Annotated in this window: 22 protein-coding genes; 17 read left to right on the top strand and 5 right to left on the bottom strand. The window is 63.8% G+C overall.

All coding sequences use genetic code 11. The features are described from left to right. The first annotated feature begins 11 nt into the window (after window positions 1-11). The 9 genes from H8S62_RS10535 to H8S62_RS10495 all read left to right on the top strand — a co-directional run bounded on the left by H8S62_RS10535 (window position 12) and on the right by H8S62_RS10495 (window position 11,398). A complete protein-coding gene (locus H8S62_RS10535) occupies window positions 12-2,897 on the top strand; it encodes a glycoside hydrolase family 3 N-terminal domain-containing protein (RefSeq protein ID WP_186919253.1) in 2,886 nt (961 codons plus the stop codon). A 355-nt stretch (window positions 2,898-3,252) separates the two neighbouring features. After that, window positions 3,253-4,158: an ABC transporter permease gene (locus H8S62_RS10530; RefSeq protein ID WP_155148960.1), complete on the top strand. Its 906-nt coding sequence runs from the start codon at window positions 3,253-3,255 to the stop codon at window positions 4,156-4,158. A 21-nt stretch (window positions 4,159-4,179) separates the two neighbouring features. Further along, window positions 4,180-5,205 (top strand): LacI family DNA-binding transcriptional regulator, encoded by a 1,026-nt coding sequence (locus H8S62_RS10525; protein WP_186919252.1) that lies wholly within the window; start codon window positions 4,180-4,182, stop codon window positions 5,203-5,205. Window positions 5,206-5,252: 47 nt separating this feature from the next. Next, window positions 5,253-6,035 (top strand): SDR family NAD(P)-dependent oxidoreductase, encoded by a 783-nt coding sequence (locus tag H8S62_RS10520; protein WP_186919250.1) that lies wholly within the window; start codon window positions 5,253-5,255, stop codon window positions 6,033-6,035. Window positions 6,036-6,051: 16 nt separating this feature from the next. Then, entirely contained in the window at window positions 6,052-6,849 is a 798-nt protein-coding gene (locus H8S62_RS10515) for an SDR family NAD(P)-dependent oxidoreductase (RefSeq protein ID WP_186919249.1), read from the top strand. A 58-nt stretch (window positions 6,850-6,907) separates the two neighbouring features. Then, window positions 6,908-7,966 (top strand): BMP family lipoprotein, encoded by a 1,059-nt coding sequence (locus H8S62_RS10510; protein ID WP_186919247.1) that lies wholly within the window; start codon window positions 6,908-6,910, stop codon window positions 7,964-7,966. 37 nt (window positions 7,967-8,003) lie between these two features. Next, window positions 8,004-9,527: an ATP-binding cassette domain-containing protein gene (locus H8S62_RS10505; protein WP_186919245.1), complete on the top strand. Its 1,524-nt coding sequence runs from the start codon at window positions 8,004-8,006 to the stop codon at window positions 9,525-9,527. Further along, a complete protein-coding gene (locus tag H8S62_RS10500; protein ID WP_186919244.1) occupies window positions 9,517-10,593 on the top strand; it encodes an ABC transporter permease in 1,077 nt (358 codons plus the stop codon). Before H8S62_RS10505 ends, H8S62_RS10500 begins: the two co-directional genes overlap by 11 nt. A 10-nt stretch (window positions 10,594-10,603) precedes the next feature. Next, window positions 10,604-11,398, top strand: a complete 795-nt coding sequence (locus tag H8S62_RS10495; RefSeq protein WP_186919242.1) for a nucleoside phosphorylase — start codon at window positions 10,604-10,606, stop codon at window positions 11,396-11,398. A 96-nt stretch (window positions 11,399-11,494) separates the two neighbouring features. Here the strand turns inward: H8S62_RS10495 and H8S62_RS10490 are convergent, their stop codons facing one another. Then, a complete protein-coding gene (locus H8S62_RS10490; protein ID WP_186919241.1) occupies window positions 11,495-13,000 on the bottom strand; it encodes a S41 family peptidase in 1,506 nt (501 codons plus the stop codon). A 234-nt stretch (window positions 13,001-13,234) separates the two neighbouring features. Here H8S62_RS10490 and H8S62_RS10485 point away from each other — a divergent pair, with 234 nt between their 5' ends. Further along, window positions 13,235-13,900 carry a manganese catalase family protein gene (locus tag H8S62_RS10485; RefSeq protein WP_186919240.1) on the top strand — a complete coding sequence of 222 codons (666 nt, stop codon included), beginning with the start codon at window positions 13,235-13,237 and terminating at the stop codon, window positions 13,898-13,900. A gap of 63 nt (window positions 13,901-13,963) precedes the next feature. Here the strand turns inward: H8S62_RS10485 and H8S62_RS10480 are convergent, their stop codons facing one another. Beyond that, window positions 13,964-14,467 carry a GreA/GreB family elongation factor gene (locus H8S62_RS10480; RefSeq protein WP_155148979.1) on the bottom strand — a complete coding sequence of 168 codons (504 nt, stop codon included), beginning with the start codon at window positions 14,465-14,467 and terminating at the stop codon, window positions 13,964-13,966. A 106-nt stretch (window positions 14,468-14,573) separates the two neighbouring features. Between H8S62_RS10480 and H8S62_RS10475 the strand changes: the two genes are divergently transcribed. Next, window positions 14,574-15,359 carry a DNA-3-methyladenine glycosylase family protein gene (locus tag H8S62_RS10475; protein ID WP_155148981.1) on the top strand — a complete coding sequence of 262 codons (786 nt, stop codon included), beginning with the start codon at window positions 14,574-14,576 and terminating at the stop codon, window positions 15,357-15,359. Between the two features lie 32 nt (window positions 15,360-15,391). Here the strand turns inward: H8S62_RS10475 and H8S62_RS10470 are convergent, their stop codons facing one another. Continuing rightward, window positions 15,392-16,294 carry an RluA family pseudouridine synthase gene (locus tag H8S62_RS10470; protein WP_243255578.1) on the bottom strand — a complete coding sequence of 301 codons (903 nt, stop codon included), beginning with the start codon at window positions 16,292-16,294 and terminating at the stop codon, window positions 15,392-15,394. 260 nt (window positions 16,295-16,554) lie between these two features. Between H8S62_RS10470 and H8S62_RS10465 the strand changes: the two genes are divergently transcribed. The 5 genes from H8S62_RS10465 (at window position 16,555) to H8S62_RS10445 (ending at window position 20,697) form a co-directional block, all read left to right on the top strand. Then, complete coding sequence (locus tag H8S62_RS10465) at window positions 16,555-17,115, top strand: manganese efflux pump MntP (RefSeq protein ID WP_186919238.1); 561 nt, start codon at window positions 16,555-16,557, stop codon at window positions 17,113-17,115. 66 nt (window positions 17,116-17,181) lie between these two features. After that, window positions 17,182-18,168, top strand: a complete 987-nt coding sequence (locus tag H8S62_RS10460; protein ID WP_186919236.1) for a DUF4397 domain-containing protein — start codon at window positions 17,182-17,184, stop codon at window positions 18,166-18,168. 402 nt (window positions 18,169-18,570) lie between these two features. Continuing rightward, on the top strand, window positions 18,571-19,119 hold the full coding sequence (locus H8S62_RS10455; RefSeq protein WP_186919234.1) for an HD domain-containing protein: 549 nt from the start codon (window positions 18,571-18,573) through the stop codon (window positions 19,117-19,119). Window positions 19,120-19,172: 53 nt separating this feature from the next. Then, window positions 19,173-20,018: an aldo/keto reductase gene (locus H8S62_RS10450; protein WP_155148990.1), complete on the top strand. Its 846-nt coding sequence runs from the start codon at window positions 19,173-19,175 to the stop codon at window positions 20,016-20,018. Between the two features lie 112 nt (window positions 20,019-20,130). Next, window positions 20,131-20,697 (top strand): HD domain-containing protein, encoded by a 567-nt coding sequence (locus H8S62_RS10445; protein WP_186919322.1) that lies wholly within the window; start codon window positions 20,131-20,133, stop codon window positions 20,695-20,697. A gap of 103 nt (window positions 20,698-20,800) precedes the next feature. On the opposite strand, the gene rbr is transcribed toward H8S62_RS10445, so the two are convergent. Both rbr and H8S62_RS10435 read right to left on the bottom strand, forming a co-directional pair. After that, complete coding sequence (gene rbr / locus H8S62_RS10440) at window positions 20,801-21,394, bottom strand: rubrerythrin (protein ID WP_186919232.1); 594 nt, start codon at window positions 21,392-21,394, stop codon at window positions 20,801-20,803. Between the two features lie 151 nt (window positions 21,395-21,545). Beyond that, on the bottom strand, window positions 21,546-22,763 hold the full coding sequence (locus tag H8S62_RS10435) for an NADP-dependent isocitrate dehydrogenase (protein WP_155148993.1): 1,218 nt from the start codon (window positions 22,761-22,763) through the stop codon (window positions 21,546-21,548). A gap of 164 nt (window positions 22,764-22,927) precedes the next feature. Between H8S62_RS10435 and H8S62_RS10430 the strand changes: the two genes are divergently transcribed. Next, window positions 22,928-23,914 carry a LysM peptidoglycan-binding domain-containing protein gene (locus H8S62_RS10430; protein ID WP_186919231.1) on the top strand — a complete coding sequence of 329 codons (987 nt, stop codon included), beginning with the start codon at window positions 22,928-22,930 and terminating at the stop codon, window positions 23,912-23,914. The last annotated feature ends 150 nt before the right edge of the window (window positions 23,915-24,064 follow it).

Genomic DNA, 24,064 nt, shown 5'->3' with positions numbered 1-24,064 from the left:
AGTGATGACCTATGAAAGCCTTATGGTCCCATAGAGCGGCACGCGTATGGATGATTATCTCCGCGGTTCTGATCGTTCTCGCGCTCATCGTGAATTTCCTGGCGGGCACCATGTTCAACGGCCTGTTCGACACCGTGTTCGGCGGTGTCCGGCCGGTGTATGCGGACGGCATGGTCTCCATGTACCCCGCGCTGAACGCCTCCAGCAAGGAGGAGGCGCTCAGCAACGCGCAGGACTTCAACATCAAGCTCGCCGAGGAGGGCTTTGTCCTGCTCAAAAACGAGGGCTCCGCCCTGCCCCTGGCGGAGGGCGCAAAGCTCAGCGTATTCGGCAAAAACAGCGTCAACCTCTCCTACGGCGGCAGCGGCTCCGGGGGATTCGACACCTCGGGCAGCAAGGATCTGTATGACAGTCTGGAAGCGGCGGGCTTCTCCACCAATCCGACCCTGAAGGCTTTCTATGAGGATGACGGCGCGTCCGGCACCAAGCGCGCGGCCAACAGCAGCGACCTGGACAGCGGCGGCAACCAGGTCATCGCCACGGCGGAGACCCCCCAGAGCAAGTATACCGACGCCGTCAAGCAGAGCTACGGCGAGTACAGCGACGCGGCCGTGGTGGTCATCACCCGCATTGGCGGCGAGGGCTTCGATCTGCCCCGCTACCAAGGCTCTACCGAGGGCGCGGTCAGCGAGGACTCCCACTATCTGGAGCTGGACACCAACGAGCGGGATTTGCTGGAGGCCGTGTGCGGCGCGGGCTTTGAGCACGTGATCGTGCTCTTCAACGTCCCCTCCAGCTTTGAGGCCGCCTTCCTCACGGACCCGGCGTACGCGGAGTTCGCGTCTCAAATCGACGCCGCGCTCTGGATCGGCTTTACGGGCAGCACCGGAATCATGGCCCTAGGTGAGATTTTAAACGGCAGCGTCAATCCCTCCGGCAAGCTGGTGGACACCTGGTCCGCGGATTTCTCCAAGGACCCGACCTTCGTCAACTTCGGTACCGGCAGCAACCCCGGCTGCAGCGACAAGTACGACGGCGGAATGTACTACTTCGTGGATTACGAGGAGAGCATCTATGTCGGATACCGCTATTACGAGACCAGGGGGTTCACTGACGGCGAGGACTGGTACGCCTCTAACGTGGTCTACCCCTTCGGCTACGGTCTGAGCTACACTACCTTCGAGTGGGACGTCCGGCAGCCATCCGACACCACTATTACCAAGGACGGTCTTATCACGGTGGAGGTCGATGTGACCAACACCGGCAGCGCGGCGGGAAAGGATGTGGTGCAGCTCTACGTGGGCGCGCCCTACTACGAGGGCGGCATCGAAAAGGCCCATAAGGTGCTGGCCGGCTACGGAAAGACCGGGCTGCTGAGCCCCGGTGAAACCGGCACCGTGTCCATTTCGTTCGATCCCTACAGTGTGGCCAGCTACGACTATGACGACGCCAACGGGAACGACTTTTCCGGCTATGAGCTGGAGCAGGGGGACTATACCCTGTACGTCTCCAGAAACGCCCACGAGGCGGTGGACGAAATCTCCTGCCGCCTCCCCGCCGATATCCGGTTTGAGACGGACCCGGCGACCGGCACCACTGTGGAAAACCGCTACACCGGCGTCGACGGCGTTATGGACAGTGACGCGCAGCTCTCCACCAGGCTGTCCCGCATGGACTGGGAGGGGACCTGGCCCGACGAGCCCACCGCCGCGGAGCGGGTGGGCTCCGACAGGCTCTATGAGGAGATTCAGGACGTCTCCACCAACAACCCCACCGACTACTCCCAGGCGGAATACCCCTGGTTTGGGGAGGAGGTCACGCTCAAGCTGAGAGACCTCCTCCCCGCCGAGACGCCGGAGGTCTCCCATCTGCCCATCGTCGCCTACGACGACGAGCGCTGGGACGCCATTCTGGATGCCTGCACCGAGGAGGAGCTGCTCAGCCTCATTAACTACGGCGCCTACCACACCCTGCCCATTGAGAGCATCGGCCTGCCCGCCACCCTCCACGGCGACGGCCCCTCCGGCTTCACCTCCTTCCTGAACCGGGAGCAGCTTACCGACACCTGCCAATACGTCAGCGAGCCCGTCATGGCGGCCACCTGGAACGTGGAGTTGATGGAGGAGCTGGGCCGCACCATGGGCGAGGAGGGCATCCTGGGCGACAAGAATACCGGCACACCCTACTCCAGCATTTACGCCCCCGGCGTCAATATCCACCGCAGCCCCTTCGGCGGGCGCTGCTCGGAGTACTTCTCCGAGGACCCGTACATCTCCGGCATGATGGCGGGCGCGGAAATCCGCGGCTGCCAGGAGAAGGGCGTGGTGTGCATGGTCAAGCACTTCGCCGCCAACGAGCAGGAGACCCACCGCTCCATCGGCGGGGACTGCTCATGGCTCACGGAACAGTCCCTGCGTGAGCTTTATCTCAAATCCTTCGAGCTGGCCGTCAAGACCGGCGAGAGCCGGGGTCTGATGACTTCCTTCAACCGCATCGGCACCCGCTGGACCGGCGGCGACTACCGCCTGGTGACCGATATTCTCCGCGGAGAGTGGGGCTTCAACGGCACGGTCATCTGTGATTTCAACACCATCCCGCAGTATATGAACCCCAGGCAGATGTTCTATGCCGGCGGCGATCTGGACCTGGCCACCCTCAGTTCCAGCATGTGGACGGACTGCGACACCTCCGAGACGGGCGACGCCCTGGTCCTGCGCCAGGCGGCAAAGAACGTATTATACAGCTTTGTGAACAGCAACGCCATGAACTCGGAGGTTATCGGATATAAGACGGCCTCCTGGCGTATCTTCATGTACGTTGCCGACGCGGTGCTCGCCGCGGGAATCATCGCCTGGGGCGCCGCGGTCTGCCTGTCCGGCAAGCGCAAGGCCAGATAAAACCGTACTATCACTTGTTCATAAGTACTCGGTTAAAATTGCCGCTATGGTTAAACCATAGCGGCAATTTTTTATTCGATCCACACCCTGCCGGGGCGGTCCTTACGGCCGTCGACACCCTGCCCACCGTTAATATATACAATAAAATTTAAGACATTTTTCTATTCCTGACAAATTCGTGCGCATTTCGTCGAAAACCATTGACTTTGCAAAAAAGCGATTTATAATTATATTTGTAAGTAAGTTAAACGTTTCACTAGTCATAAATTAGCACATTCATCCTGTCTATTAAGTTTATTTTTTCACAATATGCTTTCTTCCGCTGATTGAAACGTTTTACCAAGGAGGGTGCGCAATGGTTGATCTCCTCACCGGCACAATACGGACCGCGACGCCGATTCTGCTGGCCGCCCTTGGCGGTCTGATCTGTGAGCGGGCCGGCATCTTCAACATCGCGCTGGAAGGCCTGATGCTCTTCGGCGCCTTCTTCGGGATTTTCGGTGTCTATCTGCTGGGAAACCCCTGGCTGGGCGTGGGGATGGCCATTCTGATTACCACCCTGCTGGCTTTTCTCTTCGCGGTGCTGATTGTGAGGTTCCACTCCGACCCCACCATCACGGCCCTGGGGGTGAACATGCTGGCGGAGGGGATCACCACCTTCTCCATGAAGTTCGTCTTCGGAGACCAGGGCTCCATCCACGCCGCCCAGGTGGTGGGTCTGCCCAAGGTCCGCATCCCCCTGCTGGAGGATATCCCCGGCATTGGGCCGGTACTCAGCGGATACACCCCCATGGTCTACATCTCCTGGATTCTGGTGGCCGCCTGCGCGTTTCTCCTCTACCGCACCAGCGTGGGCGTCAATCTGCGCATGGTGGGCGAAAACCCGAAGGCCGCCGCCACGGCGGGCATCCCGGTAACCCGCTACCAAGTAGTCGCCATCACCGTCAGCGGCGTCTTCTGCGCCCTGGCCGGGGCCCACCTATCCATGGGCTATGTGACCATGTTTACGGAGAACATGACGGCGGGCCGGGGCTTCATCGCCTATACGGCGGTGGTCTTCGGCAAGGCCGATCCGCTGATGGTCCTGCTGGCCAGCCTCATCTTCGGCGCGGCTGAGACCTTCAGTTACCGGGCGCAGCAGTTCGGCAATATCCCCTCGTCCATCGTCATGATGATGCCCTACGTCATCACCATCATCGCCCTGCTGGTGCGCAGAGCGGACACGAAGAAAAAACGGCGCCCGGCCTGCCGGGCGGCGTAGCTGAGAAGGAGGCGCACGGAAATGAATCGACGCGGTCAGGGTGAAAAGAAGTCCACCCTCAAGGACGTGGCCCAGAAGGTCGGCATGTCTGTTGCCACGGTATCCATGGCCCTCAACCAGAGCGCCGGCTACGAGCGCATCAGCGCCGAGACACGAAAGATGATTCTGGCAGCGGCGGAAGAGCTCAACTACCAGCCCCACTACATGGCCCAGGCGCTCAAGAAGCGCAACACCAAGCTGGTGGCCCTGGCTGTGCCGAACATCTACCACCCCTTCACCCCCCAGCTCATCGGCGGCGTGCAGGATGCCCTGCGGGAGAACGGCTACCATCTGCTCCTGCTGGACCTGACCAACAGCCCGGACACCGAGTCGGTCCGCACCGTCCTCCAGCTGGAGAGCGGCGGCATCGACGGGCTGATCGTCCACTCCATGAGCGGAGAGCTGGGTCCGGTGGCGGAGGGGAAGCTCCCCATCGTCTACCTGGACGAGAAGTCCGTCTCCCCCGCCGTCTGGTTCGACGCCGACGGCGCCACCCGCACTCTGACCCGCCATTTTCTGGAGCAGGGGATCAGGCGAATCGGCTATGTGGGCTCCACCATGACGCCGGAGACCTATACCCAGCGTGAGCGGGGCTACCGCTCCGCCCTGGAGGAAGCGGGAGCGCCGGTGGATGAGTCCCTGATCTGCCACGTATCCCCCCAGCTCAAGGGCGGCGGCCAGGCCTTCGCCTGGTTCCAGAACCTGAAGGACAAGCCCGAGGCCCTGGTGGTCTTCACCGACAACGTCGCCCACTCGATGATGCTCCAGCTCATCCGCTCCGGGGTCCGCATCCCCGAGGATCTGGCCCTGGCCAGCGTGGACGACGTGGAGCTCTCCGCCCTGATGAATCCCCCGCTGACCTGCGCCTGGGTCCCCGCCTATGAGATGGGCAAGCGGGCGGCCTATATGATGATGGACCAGCTGGCGGGCAAGGACCTGTCCGGCGTGGTGGAGACGCTGCCCGTGGCCCTGCATATCCGGGCCTCCAGCATCCGGCCGCATGGCTGATTGCTGCGCCGGAGCGCTGAGACCCATCAATTTAAGGAGGATTGCACATGAAAATGCCAGTCAATGAGATGTTGGACTTCCGCGGCAAGGTGGTGGTCGTCACCGGGGCCGGACAGGGCATGGGCGTCGGCATCGCCCGGCGCTTCGGCCAGGCCGGAGCCACCGTCGCCCTCACCTGCCGCTCCAGCCGGGAGAAGGCGGAGGCGGTGCGCGACGAGATCCGGGGGTACGGCGTGCCCGCACAGGTCTTCCAGCTGGACCAGAGCAGCCCGGAGGACTGCGCGCGCATGATTGCCGAGGTCGCCGCTGCCTTCGGCCGGGTGGACGTGCTGGTCAATAATGCCGGCATCAATATCAACAGGGGCACTTTGGATCTGGAGGAGGACGTCTGGGACAGGGTGATGGACACCAATGTAAAGGGCTTTTTCTTCTGCTCCAGGGCGGCGGCAAAGCAGATGATCGCCCAGGGGTCGGGCGGGTCCATCGTGAGCATCGCCTCCATCAACGGCTACACGCCCCTGCCCGACGGCGCCCACTACGGCGCCTCCAAGGCGGGCATTATTATGGGCACCCGCAGTCTGGCCATGGATTTCGGTCAATACGGCATCCGCGTCAACGCCGTGGCCCCCGGGCTGATGGACGCCCCCGGCCTCGATCAGGCCGTCCCCGGCTGGCGGGAGCGGTACGTCTCCCGGGCGCCCCTGGGCCGGATTGGTGACTGGGAGGACGTGGGCAACGTCTGCCTGTTCCTCGCCTCCCCCATGGCGGGCTGGGTCACCGGACAGACCATCATCGCCGACGGCGGCGTCGTTCTGGCGCCCGCCTATTGAGAAAGGAGCACATATTATGGAGCAATTCCGCTTACAGGGCCAGGTGGTCCTGATCACCGGCGGCGGCAGCGGCCTGGGCCGGGGCATCGGCCAGGCGGTGGCCGAGCTGGGCGCGGCCGTGGTGGCCGCCGACGTGCGGACAGACCAGGCCGAGGAGGCCGCCGCCACCCTGCGCGCCCAGGGCTTCCGCGCGGCCGCCGTAGAGATGGACGTGACCCGGCCCGAGAGTATCGCCGCCGGTCTGCAGACCGCGGCCGAAGCGTTCGGGCATGTGGATGTGCTGGTCAACAACGCCGGAATCACCAGGATGCAGGGCATCGGGGATATCACCCCCCGGGACTGGGAGCAGGTCTTCTCCATCAATGTGGAGGGCATGTTCCTCTGCTGCCAGCAGTTCTTCAGCTGCCTGCGCCGGGAGGGGCGCACGGGGCGCATTGTCAATATCGCCTCCAACGCGGCCAAGGTAACCTTCCCCGGCCAGGCCCACTACAACGCCTCCAAGGCCGCCGTGGTCAACATGACCCAGAGCCTCGCCAAGGAACTCGCCCCCTTCGGCATCAACGTCAACGCCGTCTGCCCCGGCGCGGTGGACACGGAGATGCTTCGCTACTGCATGGTCAAGACCATCGAGGAGTCCCCCGCCGACGCCCGGCCCACCCTCGACGATCTACGCGCCTCCTGGGGCCCTCCTCAGCTCGGCCGCCTCATCCAGCCCGTGGAGGTCGGCCGCGTGGTGGCCTTCCTGGCCAGCGACGCCGCAGGCATCATCCGCGGCCAGTCCATCAGCGTCGACGCGGGCAGCACGCCCTACTGATATCCCGGTCTCTTGCACAGCCGAAATACAGTCCGACATACGAAAGGGGAAGAAACAAATGAAACGCACTGCTCAGAAATTCGCTGCTCTCGCGCTGGCACTGACGCTGGCGCTCGGTCTCCTGTCCGGCTGCGGGCCGGACGCTCCCTCCGGCAGCTCCCCCGCCCAGAGCCCCGACGCCGGCGGCGGCGCGCTGAAGGTTGCGCTGGTTCTCACTCAGAGCCTGGGCGACAGCGGCCCGGCGGACGACATGAACAACGCCATGAAGCGCGCGGTGGAGGACTTCGGCATCGAGTCCACCACCTATGAGGCCCTCCAGCCCGAGCAGTACGAGGAGAGCCTGCGCAATTTCGCCCAGAACGGCTGCGACATGGTGGTCGCCTCCTTCCCCGGCATGACCGAGGCTGTACGCAAGGTGGCCGCCGACTTCCCCGATGTCAAGTTCGTCCATATCTACAGCGCCGAGGATTACGGCCTGGACAACGTGGTCTCCGTGGACTTTGCCTGCTGGGAGGCCAACTACGTCTGCGGCGTGGCCGCCGCCCTTGTCTCTGAGAGCGGGCAGATCGGTCACATCATCGGCGGCGAGGACAACACCATCCGCGCCAACTACCATGCCCTGGTGGAGGGGGCCCAATCCGTGAATTCCGCCGCCGCCGTGGAACAGATCAACGCCGGTACCTTCGACGATCCCGCCAAGGGTAAGGAGATCGCCCTGAGCCTCTACGGCAAGGGCGTGGACGTTATCATCGGCGACGCGGGAAAGGTCACCCTGGGCATCATTGAGGCCGCCAAGGAGACCGGGAACTATATCATCGGCGACGCCAGCGATCACTCCTCCCTGGCGCCGGGCAACGTACTCATGGACACCGCCCTGGGCTTCGGCGCGGCGGTGTACGACCAGATCAGCAAGCTGGTGGACGGCACCTTCTCCGCCGGCGTGGGCGCGGCCAATTACGCCAACGGCGGCATCGCCACCACCAAGAACACCTCCCTGGCGGAGAACTGCACTGACGAGGCCCTGAAGGGCAGGCTGGATGAGATTTGGGACAAGGTGGCGGAGATTGAGGGCCAGATCGCGGACGGCACCCTGGTCGTCGAAAAGGTCACCCAGTAAGAGCCACAGCGCCCCGGGCGGAAGTGAGGTATGCGGCGTGTCATACGAACTGGAACTGAAAAACATCACCAAGCGTTTTGGCAGCGTGGTCGCCAACCAGGACGTGAACCTCCAGATCGAGGCCGGGGAGGTCCACGCCCTGGTTGGGGAGAACGGCGCGGGGAAGTCCACGCTGATGAACATTCTATACGGGCTGCTCCAGCCGGACGAGGGCGAGATTTTCTTCCGCGGTGAGCGGCTCCACCTCAAATCCCCCCAGGACGCCATTGAGCGCGGTATCGGCATGGTACACCAGCACTTCATGCTCGCGCCGTCCATGACGGTGGCGGAGAACATCGCCGTGGGCTGGCCGCCCCGGGGAAAATTTGCCTGGAAGAACGCGGATTTGGCCCGGGAGCTGGAGGCTTTCCAGACCCTCTTTGAGCTGCCCGTCCCCCTGGAAACCCGTATACGTGACCTCTCCGTAGGGCAGATGCAGCGGGTGGAGATCATGAAGTCCCTCTATCGGGGCGCCAAGATCATCGTGCTGGACGAGCCCACCGCCACCCTGACCCCCCAGGAGACCGACGAGCTGTTCCGCACCATCCGCAGGCTCAGGGAGAACGGGCACACCATCATCTTCATCTCCCACCGGCTCCGGGAGATCATGGAGATTTCCGACCGCATCACCGCCCTGCGCTCCGGCCGGACCGTGGGGACGGTGCGCACCGCCGAAGTCACCCCCGCCGAGGTGGCCCGGATGATGATCGGCCGGGACGTGGCCGAGCTGAAGAAGGCCCCCCTCCAGGCGGCGGAGACCGCCCTGGAGGTTTCGGAGCTCTGCGTGGCGGGCGACAGCCGGGCCGCGGCGGTGGACCGTCTCTCCTTCCAGCTCCGTCGGGGCGAGATCCTGGGGATCGCCGGCGTGGAGGGAAACGGCCAGACCGAGCTCACCGAGGCCCTCATCGGCGTGCGCCCCGTCCAGTCCGGCGGCATAACCCTCTTCGGCGGGGACGTGGCCCGGGCCGGAGTCCGGCAGCGGATGGACCTGGGCCTGGCCCACATCCCCCAGGACCGGATGCGGGAGGGCCTGGCCCTGGAGCTGAACATTATGGAAAACCTGGTGGTGGGCACCCACGACGTGCCGCCCATCGGGAACCGGGGCCTCATCCGCTGGCGGAAGGCCGCCCAGTGGAGCCGGGATGCCATCGGGCGCTTCGGCATCAAGACCCCGGACGAGCAGGAGCGCGCCGGCAACCTCTCCGGGGGCAACATGCAGAAGATCATCGTCGCCCGGGAGCTCTCCAGATCCCCCAGGGCCGTCATCGCCTGCCAGCCCACCCGGGGCGTGGACATCGGCGCCAGCGAGTACATCCACCAGCAGCTCCTGGATATCCGGGCGGCGGGCGGCGCGGTGCTGCTGGTCTCCGCCGACCTGGATGAGATTCTGGCCCTGAGCGACCGCATTCTCGTGCTCTTCAACGGCAGGGCCTCCGGGGTGCTGGACCGGGAGGACGCCAGCGAGGCCCTGCTGGGCCGCTATATGTTCGGCTTGGGGGAGGAGGCGCGCCATGAGGCCTGATAAGCGCGGCGGCGTCCGCGCCGTCCTGAAAAACCTGCTGCGGCTGCTCGCCATTATCGCGGCAGCCTTCCTGCTCAACGCCGTCATTCTCCTCTGTCTGGGGAAGAATGTGGGCCAGGTGTACGAGACCCTCTTCACCGGCGCCTTTGCCGGCAAGTGGAACTTCGCCCGCACCCTCCGCTGGACCAGCCCTCTGCTGCTCACGGGGCTGGCCGCCGCCATAGGCTTCCGGGGCGGCGTGTTTAACCTGGGTATCGACGGCCAGCTCTATATGGGCGCCTTCGCGGCGGCCTGGGTGGGCTTCACGTTCACCAGCCTGCCCGGCCCCCTGCTCATTCTCCTCGCCGCGCTTGCCGCCGTGGCCGCCGGGGCCGCCTGGGCCATGCTGGCCGGGTGGATCAAGATCCGCTTCGGCGCCAGCGAGGTGGTCATCACCCTGATGCTCAACTACGTGGCCAAGCTCTTCACCGAGTATCTGGTCATGTACCCCTTCTACGTCCCCGGCACCGCGTCGGACAGCAAGGCCACCGCCAACATCGCCCAGCAGGCCCACCTCACCCCCCTCATCCAGGGCAGCCAGGTGACCGCCGCCCTCCTCATCAGCCTGGCCGCCGTGGTTCTGGTCTACCTCTGGACGCGGCACACGGTCTCCGGCTTTGAGACCAGGCTGGTGGGCAGCAACGACCGCTTCGCCCAGTTCTCCGGTGTGAAGGTGAAACGCCGGCAGCTCCAGATCATGGCGATCAGCGGCGGTCTGGCCGGTCTCTGCGGCGCGCTGGAAATTCTGGGCGTCCACGGCCGCTTTGTGGTGAACTTCACCTCCGGTCTGGGCTTTGACGGCATCACCGTGGCCCTGCTCAGCGGCAACAACCCGCTGGCCGTGCCCCTGGCCGCCCTCTTCATGGGCGCCATGACCAGCGGCTCCACCCAGCTTGAGATGCTGGGCGGCGTCCCCCGCTCCATGGCCTCCATCCTCATGGGCATCATCATCATGACCGTCACCATCAAGCAGCTCCCCTCCGTCCGCGCCCTGTTCCGGCGGCGGACGGAGGCGGGCCGCACATAGGGAGGGCAGTATGCAGTATCACACCAAGCTCCGTGAAGGGGACATCGCCCCCTACGTCCTGCTGCCGGGCGACCCCAAGCGGGTCAGCGTGGTGGCAGGCTTCTGGGACGAAGCTCATCCCGTGGCCGATAACCGGGAGCACGTCACCTATACCGGCGTCTACAGGGGAATGCCCATCAGCTGCACCAGCACCGGCATGGGCTGCCCCTCCACCGCCATCGCCATGGAGGAGCTGGCCAGGGTGGGCGCCCGCACCTTTCTGCGCATCGGCACCTGCGGCACCTTTCAGGACTTCATCCACAACGGCGACCTGATTGTCTTCGACTCCGCCTGCCGGTATGACGGCACGTCCAGGCTCTATGCCCCGCCGGAGTTTCCCGCCGCAGCCCACTATGAGGTCATCAATGCATGCGTGGATGCGGCGCGGGCGCTGGGCCTTCCCTTCCACGTGGGGGCAACCCGCTCGTCGGACACCTTTTTCGCCGGCCATCCGGCCCCCGGCTCCTCCTTCAACGGCTACTGGAACTCCTCCTGGGCCCATCTCTTCGAGGACCTGCGGCGTATGAACGTGTACGGCGCGGAGATGGAGGCCAGCATCGTCCTGGTGCTGGCCCGGCTCTGGGGCCTCCGGGCCGGGGGTGTGGCCGTCTGTCTGGACAACCTCCTCCACGTCTCCGACGGTGCGGACGCCTTCGACCCCCAGGCCCAGCTCTCCCACTCGGAGGAGAATATCAAGAAGCTCGCCCGCATGGGCTGTGAATCTCTGCTCCGCCTCTGGCAGGCAGACTGCAGGCGCGCAGGATAACGCCTGTCTTTCCTCCACCTGAAAAAACGTCCGGGGACAGATGTCCCCGGACGTTTTTTCAGGTGCGTGCCTCCGGCACTCCCAGCGGCGGCGGGTTTAGTCCTCCGGGAGATAGCGATCCAAAAACTTGACCAGCCGCCGGCCCTGGTCCATGCCCGTGAGGTACACATCGGGCTCCAGGCCAACCCCCTCCCGGAAGTAGTCCGCCGGCCAGTAAAAGAGGTTCATTCCCCAGGCCAGTTTCAGGCCCGACCAGGGCAGGCGCTCGTCAAACCAGGTCTGGGAGCCCGTGAGGCAGCCGCCGGTATTGGAACCTACCACCAGCGTTCGGCTCAGGTTGTGGGTAAGATCGGTGAACCCCTCCCCAGCCGAGGCAGTGGCGCCAGAGGTGAGAACGATGAGGAAGGGTCCGTCCTCCCGCTCCAGGTACTGGGGCTCCGGCCGCCTGACCCGGTAGATCCCCTCCTGCTTCTCGCCTCCACGCGCTCCCCATCCGAAGGAGTCCAGGCCCAGCGTGCAGTAATTGGGCTCCGGCTCCGCTCCCGTCAGGGCCCTGAACCACTGTATCGGCAGGTCCCCGTTTCCGCCGGGATTGCGCACCAGGTTCACCACAGCGGTGGAGTAGCCCATCGCCGTCTCCGCAGAGGCGATAAAGTCAGCCTTGGCCTTCTCGTCCCCCGGTATCAGCAGCGCCTGCGAAACGCCGTCCTCCGGGCTGAAGGCCATTCGATCCATCTGGATATACAGCCTCCCGTTCCGCTTCTCCATTAGGAAGGGACCGCTGCCCTTGCCGATGGAGTAGTCTGTATCCTTGACCCGGGGCAGCTCCACGGTCTCCGTCCCGTCCGAGAAGGCCAGGACGGCGCTGCGCGACGTATCGTCGGGCCCCGGCACATACAGCTTCCAGGTCAGCTCCCCCTCCGGTCCGACGGCCCGCTTCAGGTATTCCGCCGGGTCCCCGCCGTCCACGGCCGCCAGCCGCCGCCCCTCCAGGTAAACGCCGCCGTCCCGGCGCTCGAAGAGCAGGGACTCGTCGCAGAAGAGGGTCAGCCGCTTCACAAGCCGGCTGGCGCCCAGAACAAAATGCCCGTCGTTGATAAAATCCAGGCTTTGCAGCAGAAGCCCCCGGTACTCCTCCAGCGGGATCTCCTCCCGGCCCTCCAGGCCGGCCAGGACCTCTTCCTCCGCCGCGCCGAAGGCCTCGTCACCGCCAAACCAGGTGTAGAGGCCGTAGTAGGTCCGAAGGAGGCGGAAAAGGTAGTCCGCCTCGGCCCCGGCATCCTCCCGGGAGAGGACCGCAGGGGACTGCTCCGGAGCCCGCAGATACCGCTCTTCCCACTCCTTCGCGGTGAGCAGGGGGCCGCCCTCCTCAAAGTCGTACTTGAAACGCTCCAGGTCCCCGCTCGGGGCGTCTATGCCGCGGTTACGCGCCTCCACCTCGGCCATCAGCCCGGCAAAGACCGCCTCGTCCGTCATGGGCGTGTGCGTGGGCGCGGCGCTGGGTGTGGGGACCTGCGTGGGCGCCGGACCGGCGGCGGGGCCGCAGGCGGCGAGCAGAACCGCCAGAGTCAGCGCCCCGGCGGCAAGTTTTAAAGCTCTCATCAAAACGCCCCCTCATTTGCAGTCATTCTACCATCTTCCCCCCGGCCTGTCCACCACGGCGCGGAATCTGCCCTGCTGCCGCGGAACAGCTTATCCGGAGGAAAACCGCCCTCTGTTTTTTAAAATTCCAGGCTCTACCACGCCGGCAGTGCCGGGCCTTTTCGCATAATGGACCCCTATCTGCAAAAACTGTGTTCAGCGCGATCCCATACCATTTTTGCAGGAGGTGCGGAGATGTTTAAGCACGAAAAAGCCTATCTTCAGCCTGTCCGGGTAGACCGGCCCAACCCCAATTATGCGGCTTTGCTTCAGGAGCAGCTGGGCGGTCCCCAGGGGGAGCTGAAGAGCGCGCTGCAGTACCTGTCCCAGAGCTTTCGTATCAAAGACCCGGAGATCAAGGATTTGTTTTTAGACGTGGCGGCTGAGGAGCTTTGCCATCTGGAGATGGTCGCGGCAACGATTAACATGCTGAACGGCCACGACCCGGACGCCATGCACGCCACCGTGGGCAACGTGGAAGCCCACGTGCTGACCGGTCTGACCCCCATGCTGGCAAATGCCAGCGGTTATCTGTGGACGGCGGCCTACGTCAACGAGACAGGCGACGCGGCGGCCGACATTCTCTCCGATATTGCGGCGGAACAGCGCGCCAAGGTGGTGTATCAGAACCTCTACCGGCAGATTGACGACAAAGGTGTCCGTGAGACCATTGATTTCCTTCTGAACCGGGAGGAGGCACACAATACGATGTTCCGCGAGGCGTTTAACCGCATTCAGGACAGCGGCTCCCAGAAGGACTGGGGCACTACGGTGGACGCCAGAATCTATTTTGATCTCTCCCGTCCCGGCGGACAGAGCTTTGATCCGGCGAAAAGCCAGCCCCCCAGCTTCAATCTGTAAAGAAACCCCGCGGCATACCGTTTTATTATGGTATGCCGCGGGGTTTCTTTCCGTCGGTCCTGCTTAGAACCCTCTCAGCGGCGCGGAGCCGTCGTCCTGCCCCCGCTCGATGGATTCCACCACGGCATAGTATCCGTACCTCTCGTTCACCTGGACGTAGAACCGCTCGTCCAGCTTCCGCCCCAGCAGGGCCTTGCCCATGGGGGACTCCTTGCTGATGCGGCCGTGGAGGGCGTCCTGCCGCATGGTGGTGACCACCTGGTAGGTCTCCACCTCGTCCTCATCCTCGATATACACGGTCACCTTGTCATAGAGGCCCACGCCGTCCCCGGCGGGCTTTTCCGGAATGACCCGGGCGGTGCGGATCATGTTTTCCAGGAATCGAATCCGGCTCTCGTTGCGGTTTTTTTCCTGCTTGGCGGCCTTGTACTCAAAATTCTCGCTCAGGTCTCCGAAGCCCCTGGCCTCCTTGACCGACTCCAGCAGCTTGGGCCGCAGGGTAATCCGGCGATAGTCCAGCTCCTCCTGCATGAGCTGAAGATCCTTTCTGGTCAGTTCGTTGTGCATGGTCTGTTCCCTCTTTTTCCCTTAGAGTCTGAGGGTATTATAGCACAAATCCGGGGCGTTTTGTGCTATAATACCCTCGACATTTTGTCGAGAAAGGAGAGCGCGAATGTTCACTCTCATCCAATCCCATATGGATTTAAACCAAATCGCCGCCTCGGGCCAGTGCTTCACCTGGACGCCCCTGCCCGGCGGCGGCTGGCGCATACACGCCCTGGGCCGGGTGCTGGAGTGCGCCCAGGAGGGCGACCGCTTCACCTTCTCCTGTACCGAGGAGGCGTTTCGCACCGTCTGGCACGACTATTTCGATCTCTCCGCCGACTACGGCGCGTACATCTCCGCCATCGACCCCGCCGACCCCTGCCTCACCGCCGCGGCGGCCTTCGGCGGCGGCATCCGCATTCTGCGGCAGGACCTGTGGGAGGTCATGGTGGGCTTCCTCATCTCCCAGAACAACAACATCGCCCGCATCACCCGGAGCATGGACCTTCTGCGCCGGCGCTTCGGGGACGGGCTTGCCTTCCCCTCCCCAGACGACATCTCCTGCGCCGCAGCCGGGGAGCTGGAGGCCCTGGGGCTGGGCTACCGGGCCAAATACCTGTCCGCCCTCTCCGCAGAGCTCGCCGGCGGCGGTCTGGACGAGTTGCGGGAGGTCCTGGACTGCTCCGATGACGAGGAGGCGGTCACCGCCCTCATGTCCTTCTGCGGCATCGGCCGGAAGGTGGCCGACTGCATCCTGCTCTTCGGCCTGCACCGCCTGGACGCCTTTCCCTCGGATACCCACATCAAGCAGATTTTGGCGGAGCGCTACCCCGCCGGCTTCCCCTACGACCGCTACCGCGGCTTTCTGGGCGTAATTCAGCAGTACCTGTTCTACTACCACCTGAGGCAATGACGCGCCTGCGCCATTGCGGGCCGGCCAGCCCCCTACCCCAGCGCCTCGGGGAACAGCTTGCGAAACTCCTTGGGCGCGGGCGCAGTATAGACCGCCTGCTTTCCCGTTCTGGGGTCGGTAATCGCCAGCTCCCGGGCGTGGAGGCCCAGCCGCCCCATGTCTCCCGCCCTGCCGCCGTACTTCTTGTCCCCCAGCACCGGGCAGCCCAGATCCTGCATGTGGACGCGAATCTGGTTCTTCCGCCCTGTGTCCAGAGCCACACTGAGCAGGGTGCACCCCGTCCCCCGGGCCAGCACCTCGTAGTGGGTCACGGCCTCCCTGGCCCCGTTCCCCGGCGCGCCGGAGTACACCAGGTGGGTGGAGGTCTCCCGCAGGAAGGACTTCACCGTCCCCCTCTCCTCGGGGGGACGCCCCTCCACCGCCGCCAGATAGACCCGGCGGTCCACCAGGTCCTCCCAGTCCCCTTGAAGGGCCTCCTTCATCTCCTGGTTCTTGGCGAAGAGGACCACGCCGGAGGTATCCCGGTCCAGCCGGTGGACGATAAAGAGGGGTTTCTCCTTACCCGGCCCGGCCAGGTAGTCGGTGAGGATGCGGTAGGCTGTCTTGTCCCGCTCCCGGTCGGTGGCGACGGTGAGAAGCCCGGCGGGCTTGTCGATGACGATGAGGTCCGCGTCCTCATAGATCACGGGGAAGGGCAGCTTGGGGGCCCGCTGGTCCGCCGGGGGCAGGATGGTCACGGTCTGTCCCGGCTTGAGGGCGTAATCGAATGCGGTGACGGTTTTGCTCCCCACCTTGACCTGTCTCTTGCTCAGAAAGCCCTTTACCGTGTTGCGGGACTTGTTTTTCACATGCTCCAGGAGGAAATTCAGCAGAGTGTCCGGGCTTTCCACCTGAAAAACGGTGCTTTGAGATGATTTGGGCGTTGTTTTCATCATTTGATTCCTTTCCGCCGTGTTTTCACATAGTTTACCATGTTTCTGCCGAAAATGCCACTCTTTCGCCTTGACAGCTACCTCAGGAAATGTTAGGATAAGTAGAAATAAGGGAGTAGTCGGCGCGGTTACGCGTAGCGGAGCCAACATACTGGGGATTTGCCCCTGGTTTCGCTTTCAATGACGAGACTTATCTGTCGAGGGGACAGATAGGTCTCTTTTTTTGTCCCCATTTGCACCAAAATGAGGAGGATGTTTGAAAAATGAGTCTGTGGGAACTGTTTATCATCGCGGTGGGCCTCTCAATGGACGCCTTTGCCGTCTCCATCTGTAAGGGTCTCTCGGCGGGCCGGACCAACTGGAAGCAGATGCTGACGGCGGGGCTGTGGTTCGGCGGCTTCCAGGCCCTGATGCCCCTGGCGGGCTGGCTGCTGGGCACCGGCTTCCAGAGTCTTATCACCACCGTCGACCACTGGATCGCCTTTTTCCTGCTGTGTCTCATCGGCGGCAACATGGTGCGGGAGTCCCGGAGCGAGGAGGACTGTGCCGACGGCTCCTTTGCGGCGAAGGCCATGCTCCCCCTGGCCGTGGCCACCAGCATCGACGCCCTGGCCGTGGGCGTCACCTTTGCCTTTCTCCGGGTGGCCATTCTCCCCGCCGTTCTCTTCATCGGCTGCACCACGCTTGCCCTCTCCGCTGCGGGCGTGAAGGCGGGCAGCGTCTTCGGGGCAAGATACCGCGCCCGGGCGGAGCTCTTCGGCGGTCTTGTCCTCATCCTCATGGGCGTCAAAATTCTGCTGGAACACCTCGGGTTATTCGGATAATCCCATTGCTTCGCCCCCCTGCATAGAATGGAGTGCATCAAAGCTGAAAGGAGCGCTCCTACATCTATGGAAAATTACGAGATGCCCTCCATGCGAGGCATGTTCAGCCGTGCGGCGGACCAGCCCGCCACCCCTCCGCCGGAGGATTACCCGGTGGTCCCCCTGCCCCCCGTCGTGCCCGACGACCAGCAGCCCGCGCCCGATTATCCCGTACCCCCCATCGCCGGTGAGGAAAATCCTCCGGTGGAGGGCCCCGTCTTCCCCGTGCCCCCCATCGCCGGCGGGGAGAATCCTCCGGTGGAGGGCCCCGTCTTCCCCGTCCCCCCCATTGCCGGTCCCGGCAACCCGCCCGTGGCCCCCGGCCCCGTCTACCCGGTCAGCGGGTACTGCACGGTCCGCTTCCTGAACGCCGTCACCGATTTCGACCCCATGCGGGTGCTCATCGGCGGCCGGGTGGTGGCCGATAACCTGGGGTATGGCGATGTGGGGTCCTACTACCGGGTCCGGGACGGCTTCCGCACCGTCACCATCACCAGCGCCCAGAACCCCCGCATCGTCCTCTACCGCCAGTCCGTCCCCTTTGCCGTCAACGAGATCATTACCCTGGCCATTGTCCGGGGCACCAACGGTCTGGAGCTGGTGCGTGTGTCCGACATCCCCTGTCAGAACCGCCCCCGCAACCGCGCCTGCATCCGCGCCGTAAACCTGGTATACAACAGCCCCGCCCTGGATGTGATCCTCAACGACGGCCGGGTAGTCTTCTCCGATGTGCGCTACCGGGAGGTCACCGCATTCAAGCAGGCCCGACCCGGTGACTACGGCTTCTATGTGGCCCAGACCCCCTATATGCTCTCCCCCGTCTACTCCGATATCCAGACCCTGGAGGAGCTGCCCATCATCCTGGCCAACTACTTCCTCCCCGGCTTCGGCGATGTGCAGCCCCTGACCTCCTCTTACGTGGACGCACGCGCCAATTCCATGAACACCATCTACATCATGGGCGCCTGGAGCCGCGACCCGGTCATCCGCACCAAGGTCGTACAGGATTTTTAAACCGTTTGCAGAAACCCGGACCGTGCCGACGCACGGTCCGGGTTTCTGCAGTCAAAGAAGCCCCACGGGGCTTCTTTGACTGCAAGCCGCACGACGGAGATTCATTTGATCGCGTCGTCCGCGGACGACGCAGCTCTGCAAGGCTTTCTCTGCGGAGGTTTTTTGCTTTGGAAGTGTTGGGCGGGATTTTGCCGGAGAGCAGCTCATCTTGGGCACCGCCGGAATTTTACCAAATCCATACCCGACCCCGGCAGCGCGGGACACCCCGTTCTGCTATACTGAGCTCAGCCCCGTTAAGTTCTTCTTCCCACTCTCTTAATAAAATCATAATCAGGGGGAAAGCTCGTCTTCGGATTTATAGGATACCATAGAGACAACCTTAAAGGACAAGGAGTTTTCAATATGTGGAACTTTCAATATAAATCCGAATACGAGGCCTGCGTGGCCGACCTGGAGCGCAGCGGCGCGGTGCAGTCCATGCGGTTCCTCCCCCAGCATGCCGAGGGCGTGAGCACCTACGACCATGCCAGCCTGGTGGCTTACACCAGCTTCCGCGTCTGCTCCGTCCTGGGCCTGGACGCCCGGGCGGCGGCCCGGGGCGGACTGCTCCACGACCTCTTCCTCTACAACTGGCAGGATCACAGCATCCACAGCTTCCTGGATCACATGGAGAACCACCCCCGGTACGCTCTGGAGAACGCCGAGGCCCTCTTTGCGCTCACCGACACGGAGCGGGATATTATCGCCACCCATATGTGGCCCGCCACGCCCACCAAGTTCTACCACCGCTGGGAGTCCCTCGTGGTGAGCTGCATGGACAAGGTCTGCGCCGTGGCCGAGCTGCTGCGTCTCTTCCCCCTCATCACCCGCGGAAAAAAGCAGGCGCGGCATGTCCCCGCAGCCCTGGAGGCACCCGCCCGGCTCACCTTTCTTCAGCCCAAGGCCGGTTGATTTTTTTCTTCGCCTGTGGTAGTATCCCCTCGTAACCGAAAGGGGTGCGCCATATGAACGATACCTTCCGCCTGTCCAACGGCCAAAAAATTCCCGCCGTGGGCTTCGGCACCTATAAGGCCGCCGACGGGGAGGACGCGGCCGTTCTCAGCGCCGCCGTGGACTGCGGCTACCGCCACTTCGACACCGCCTCCTTTTACGGCACGGAGCGCGCCCTGGGCCGGGCTCTGGCGGAGTGCGGACTGCCCCGGGGAGAATTCTTCCTCACCTCCAAGGTGTGGAAAACTGAGATGGGCTATGACAACGCCCTTCGGGCTTTCGACGCCAGCCTGGCCCGGCTGGGCACCGACTATCTGGACCTCTACCTCATCCACTGGCCCAGGCCGGACCTGGAGCGCAGCGACTGGGCCGCCCTGGATTTGGACACCTGGAGGGCCCTGGAGGACCTCTACGAGGCGGGGCGGGTGAAGGCTATCGGTGTCTCCAACTTTCTGCCCAGCCATCTGGAGCCCCTCCTCGCGTCGGCCAGCGTGGCCCCTATGGTGGACCAGATTGAGTTTCACCCCGGGTACACCCAGCAGGCGACTTTGGACTACTGCGCCGCCCACGGCATCCAGGTGGAGGCCTGGAGTCCCATCGGCCGGGCGCGGCTCCTCTCGGACCCATTGCTCACGGAGATGGCCGGGCGGTACGGCGTATCGGTGGCTCAGATCTGCCTCCGCTTCGCCCTTCAGAAGGGGGTCCTCCCCCTGCCCAAGTCGGCCAACCCTGATCGAATGGCCCAGAATCTGGACCTGTTTTCCTTCTCCCTTGCAGAGGAGGACATGGCCGCCCTGGACGCCATGCCCCGCGCGGGCTGGTCCGGCGAACACCCCGACCGGGAACGGGTCAGGCCGTAGCCATGTTCCCCACCGGACGGCTCCCTCTGGGGAGCCGTCCGTTTTTTCAGCCCTTGTCTTTTCCACCCGAAGGGCGTACAATGTGGAAAACAGCATTGGGGAGCGTGGGATGATGGACCAGCGGATATTTCTGAATTTTTTAAGCCAACTGGAGAAGCTCAAGTGCAACACCCGCCACTCCTGGACCTCCACCGGGCGGCATGAGACGGTGGCGGCCCACTCCTGGCGGCTGGGTATGATGGCTTTGCTCCTGAGGGATGAGCTGGAGGACGTGGACATGGACAAGGTGCTGCGGATGTGCCTTATCCACGACTTCGGCGAGGCGGTGACCGGGGATATTCCCGCCTTCAGCAAGACGCAGGCTGACGAGGACACCGAGGTGCGGGCTGTAGCCGGAATGCTCTCTCCCCTGCCCGATCCGCTGCGTGGGGAGCTGAGCGCCCTCTTCGCCGAGATGGACGCCCTGGAGACCAGGGAGGCCAGGGTCTACAAGACCCTGGACAAGCTGGAGGCCGTCATCCAGCACAATGAGGCCCCGCTGGACACCTGGACGCCCCTGGAGTACGACCTCAACCTGACCTACGGCGTGGAGAATGCCGCCGAGTTCCCCTGGCTCAAGGCCCTCCGGGAGATGTGTGCGCAGGACACGCTGGAGAAGACCTCAACGCAGAGGGATTAGGCTGCAGCGGCGGGCCCCCGCCGATCTCCCAGCTCATGTACGGCAAGGGGCCGGAATTAAAAAAACCCGCCCGGCAGCCGCCGGGCGGGTTTTTTGATTTCGCTTACTCGAAGGGGGCCATCTCCCAGCGGACAAAGAAGCCCTGGGGATGCTTGCACACCGGGCACATGGCGGGCGCCATAGTTGCGTCGATGATCTGGCCGCAGTTGAGGCACATCCACTTGCACTCCACATCGCTGACGAAGAGCTTGCCCTGCTCCAGCAGGTCTGCAAAGCGGCCGAAGCGGTCACCGTGGGTCTTCTCAATGTCGGCGATGGAGGAGAAGGTGTGGGAGATCTCCTCAAAGCCCTCGCCCTTGGCCACCTCGGCAAAGTGGCGGTAGTCGTGGTCCCACTCCTGGTACTCGTTGTGCTGGGCGGCCCGGAGGTGCTGGAGGATATCGGGGAAGATATCCACGGGGTAGGTGCCGTCGATGCCGATGGTCTGGCCGGAGAGCTTCTCCAGCAGATTGTAGTACACCTTGGCGTGCTGCTCCTCCTGGCTGGCGGTAAAGGTAAACACCCCCTGGATAACCTGGAGGTTCTTTTTCTTGGCGAGCCCGGCGGCGAAGGTGTAGCGGTTGCGGGCCTGGCTCTCGCCGGCAAAGGCCCGCATCAGGTTTACTCTGGTCTCACTTTTGTCAAAGGAAACGGACATGGTCTGACCCTCCCATTTGTTGGATGGGAAAAGTATGCCCCTTCAGGGCCGAAACCATACAAAAACGGGAGGCGGACGCCTCCCGTTTTTTTCAGTTATCCTTCCGGAGATATGGCCGCAGCAGCCGCTTTGTTACGAACGCCTCCGCCACTCAGGCCTCCAGCAGCTTCTCCAGGTTGATCTTGATAGACTGGAGGAAGACGCCGCTGTCCACGGCGGTGGCGGGCAGCTCGCCCTCCCAGAGGCCGGCCAGGTCCTTGGTCATCACACCGCTCTCAATGGTGGCGACGGAGGCCTGCTCCAGCTTGTGGGCAAATTCGGTGAGGGCAGCGTTGCCGTCCAGCTCGCCCCGCTTGGCGAGGGCCCCGGTCCAGGCGAAGATAGTGGCCATGGGGTTGGTGGAGGGGTTCTCCCCCTGGAGGTAGCGGTAGTAGTGCTGGGTGACGGTGCCGTGGGCGGCCTCGTACTCGTACTTCCCGTCGGGGGAGACCAGCACGGAGGTCATCATGGCGAGGGAGCCGAAGGCGGTGCTCACCATGTCGCTCATCACGTCGCCGTCGTAGTTCTTGCAGGCCCAGATGAAGCCGCCCTTGCTCCGGATGACGCGGGCCACCGCGTCGTCGATGAGGGTATAGAAGTAGGTGATGCCCAGGGACTCGAACTTATGCCTGTACTCGGCCTCGTAGATATCGGCGAAGATGTCCTTGAAGGTGTGGTCGTACTTCTTGGAGATGGTGTCCTTGGTGGAAAACCACAGGTCCTGCCTGGTGTCGATGGCGAACTGGAAGCAGGAGCGGGCGAAGGAGGAGATGGACTCGTCCTTGTTGTACTGGCCCTGGATGACGCCCGCGCCGTCGAAGTCGAAGATGGTCTGGCGGAAGTCGGTGCCGCCCTTGCCGGAGAAGACCAGCTCGGCCACGCCGGGGCCGGGGACCCGGTACTCCACGCAGCGGTACACGTCCCCGTAGGCGTGGCGGGCGATGGTGATGGGCTCCTTCCAGTTCTTCACCACCGGGGAGATGCCCTTGACCATGATGGGGGCCCGGAAGACCGTGCCGTCCAGGATGGCCCGGATGGTGCCGTTGGGGGACTTCCACATCTCTGTGAGCTGGTACTCCTCCACCCGCTGGGCGTTGGGTGTGATGGTGGCGCACTTGACGCCCACGCCGTACTCCTTGATGGCGTTGGCGCTGTCCACCGTCACCTGGTCGGCGGTTTTCTCCCGCTCGGGCAGGCCCAGGTCGAAGTAGACGGTCTTCAGGTCAATGTAGGGCTCCAGCAGGACGGACTTGATGTCCGCCCACAGGATGCGGGTCATCTCGTCGCCGTCCAGCTCCACCAGCGGCGTTGTCATTTTGATTTTTTCCATGGGTCATCCTCCAGACACACAGCATTTGGGGGTATTATACTCGTTTCCGGGCCAAATGGCAAGCGGGCGGCGCGAAAAAGCGGGCCAACCGGCGGGCGGGACGCAGCTGCCGGTCATAGAATGGATTGGAGCTATCCAATTCTAAATAAAAGGTGTGATTTTTCTTGCGCAAAAAACTCATCGCCCTGGGGTTGGCACTGGTGCTGCTGACGGGGCTGCTGCCCGCCGCCCTGGCCCTGACTCCCGTGTCGGACAACCAGACGGCGGGAGTGGACGTGAGCGTCTTCCAGGGCTCCGTCGACTTCCCCGCCGCCCGCTCCGGCGGCGTCCGCACCGTCTATATCCGCGCCAGCTACGGCTACGACGGCGTGGACGACTACTTCCGCGCCCACTACCGGGGGGCCCTGGACGCAGGGCTCCACCTGGGCTTCTACCACTACCTCACCGCCGTCACCGAGGACGGCGCCCGGGAGCAGGCCCGCTTCTTCGCCGGACTCATCGACGGCCTCTCCTACGACTGCCGCCCGGCCCTGGACTTCGAGCTCAGCGGCCTGAGCCCGGCCCAGGCCGGCGCGGTGGCCCTGGCCTTCCTGGAGGAACTGGAGACTCTGACCGGCGTAACGCCCATGATCTACTGCGACAGCGACGCCGCCAACCATCTGATGGACGACGCGGTGGCCCGCTACCCCCTCTGGGTGGCCGACTGGGAGGTGGACTCCCCCCGGGTGTACGAAAACTGGGCGTCCTGGACCGGCTGGCAGTACACCGACCGGGGCGAGGTGCCCGGCATCACAGGCTACGTGGACCGCGACCGCTTCACCGAGGGGGTGCTCCTCACCGAGGAGGAGCGGCGGCCCCAGGTCGTCTACACCGTCCAGCCCGGGGACACCCTCTGGGCCATCGCGGTGCGGTACGGCGTGACGGTGGAGGCCATCGTGGAGGCCAACGGCATTGAAAACCCCAACCTCATCTACCCCGGCCAGCGCTTCGTCATCCCCGTGGGGTACGCCCTCTACACCGTCCGCCCCGGCGACACCCTCTGGGGCATCGCCCAGCGGTACGGCACCACCGTGAGCGCCCTGGCGGAGCTCAACGGCATCTCCAATCCCAACCTCATCTACCCGGGAGACGTCCTGAAGATACCGGTATGACAAACGGGGGCGGCCCTGAGGGCCGCCCCCGTTTCAGCTTGTCAAAGAAGTCCCGTGGGGCTTCTTTGACAGAAGGCCGCATGACGGCCGGGGCTCAATTTTTTGGAAAAAAGTCGCCCCGGCCGTCATGAGAAATATCATTTCTGAGGC

Source organism: Lawsonibacter faecis, assembly GCF_014287675.1.
Taxonomy (GTDB): Bacteria; Bacillota; Clostridia; order Oscillospirales; family Oscillospiraceae; genus Pseudoflavonifractor; species Pseudoflavonifractor faecis.
The sequence above is the reverse complement of the archived record's forward strand: the minus strand, read 5'-3'. Positions and strand labels throughout refer to the sequence as shown.

Excerpts from the sequence above, each read along its gene's own strand:
- H8S62_RS10535 (WP_186919253.1), top strand. The coding sequence starts at position 12 with ATGAAAGCCTTATGGTCCCATAGAGCGGCACGCGTATGGATGATTATC.
- H8S62_RS10530 (WP_155148960.1), top strand. The coding sequence starts at position 3,253 with ATGGTTGATCTCCTCACCGGCACAATACGGACCGCGACGCCGATTCTG.
- H8S62_RS10525 (WP_186919252.1), top strand. The coding sequence starts at position 4,180 with ATGAATCGACGCGGTCAGGGTGAAAAGAAGTCCACCCTCAAGGACGTG.
- H8S62_RS10520 (WP_186919250.1), top strand. The coding sequence starts at position 5,253 with ATGAAAATGCCAGTCAATGAGATGTTGGACTTCCGCGGCAAGGTGGTG.
- H8S62_RS10515 (WP_186919249.1), top strand. The coding sequence starts at position 6,052 with ATGGAGCAATTCCGCTTACAGGGCCAGGTGGTCCTGATCACCGGCGGC.
- H8S62_RS10510 (WP_186919247.1), top strand. The coding sequence starts at position 6,908 with ATGAAACGCACTGCTCAGAAATTCGCTGCTCTCGCGCTGGCACTGACG.
- H8S62_RS10500 (WP_186919244.1), top strand. The coding sequence starts at position 9,517 with ATGAGGCCTGATAAGCGCGGCGGCGTCCGCGCCGTCCTGAAAAACCTG.
- H8S62_RS10495 (WP_186919242.1), top strand. The coding sequence starts at position 10,604 with ATGCAGTATCACACCAAGCTCCGTGAAGGGGACATCGCCCCCTACGTC.
- H8S62_RS10490 (WP_186919241.1), bottom strand. The coding sequence starts at position 13,000 with ATGAGAGCTTTAAAACTTGCCGCCGGGGCGCTGACTCTGGCGGTTCTG.
- H8S62_RS10485 (WP_186919240.1), top strand. The coding sequence starts at position 13,235 with ATGTTTAAGCACGAAAAAGCCTATCTTCAGCCTGTCCGGGTAGACCGG.
- H8S62_RS10480 (WP_155148979.1), bottom strand. The coding sequence starts at position 14,467 with ATGCACAACGAACTGACCAGAAAGGATCTTCAGCTCATGCAGGAGGAG.
- H8S62_RS10475 (WP_155148981.1), top strand. The coding sequence starts at position 14,574 with ATGTTCACTCTCATCCAATCCCATATGGATTTAAACCAAATCGCCGCC.
- H8S62_RS10470 (WP_243255578.1), bottom strand. The coding sequence starts at position 16,294 with ATGATGAAAACAACGCCCAAATCATCTCAAAGCACCGTTTTTCAGGTG.
- H8S62_RS10465 (WP_186919238.1), top strand. The coding sequence starts at position 16,555 with ATGAGTCTGTGGGAACTGTTTATCATCGCGGTGGGCCTCTCAATGGAC.
- H8S62_RS10460 (WP_186919236.1), top strand. The coding sequence starts at position 17,182 with ATGGAAAATTACGAGATGCCCTCCATGCGAGGCATGTTCAGCCGTGCG.
- H8S62_RS10455 (WP_186919234.1), top strand. The coding sequence starts at position 18,571 with ATGTGGAACTTTCAATATAAATCCGAATACGAGGCCTGCGTGGCCGAC.
- H8S62_RS10450 (WP_155148990.1), top strand. The coding sequence starts at position 19,173 with ATGAACGATACCTTCCGCCTGTCCAACGGCCAAAAAATTCCCGCCGTG.
- H8S62_RS10445 (WP_186919322.1), top strand. The coding sequence starts at position 20,131 with ATGGACCAGCGGATATTTCTGAATTTTTTAAGCCAACTGGAGAAGCTC.
- rbr (WP_186919232.1), bottom strand. The coding sequence starts at position 21,394 with ATGTCCGTTTCCTTTGACAAAAGTGAGACCAGAGTAAACCTGATGCGG.
- H8S62_RS10435 (WP_155148993.1), bottom strand. The coding sequence starts at position 22,763 with ATGGAAAAAATCAAAATGACAACGCCGCTGGTGGAGCTGGACGGCGAC.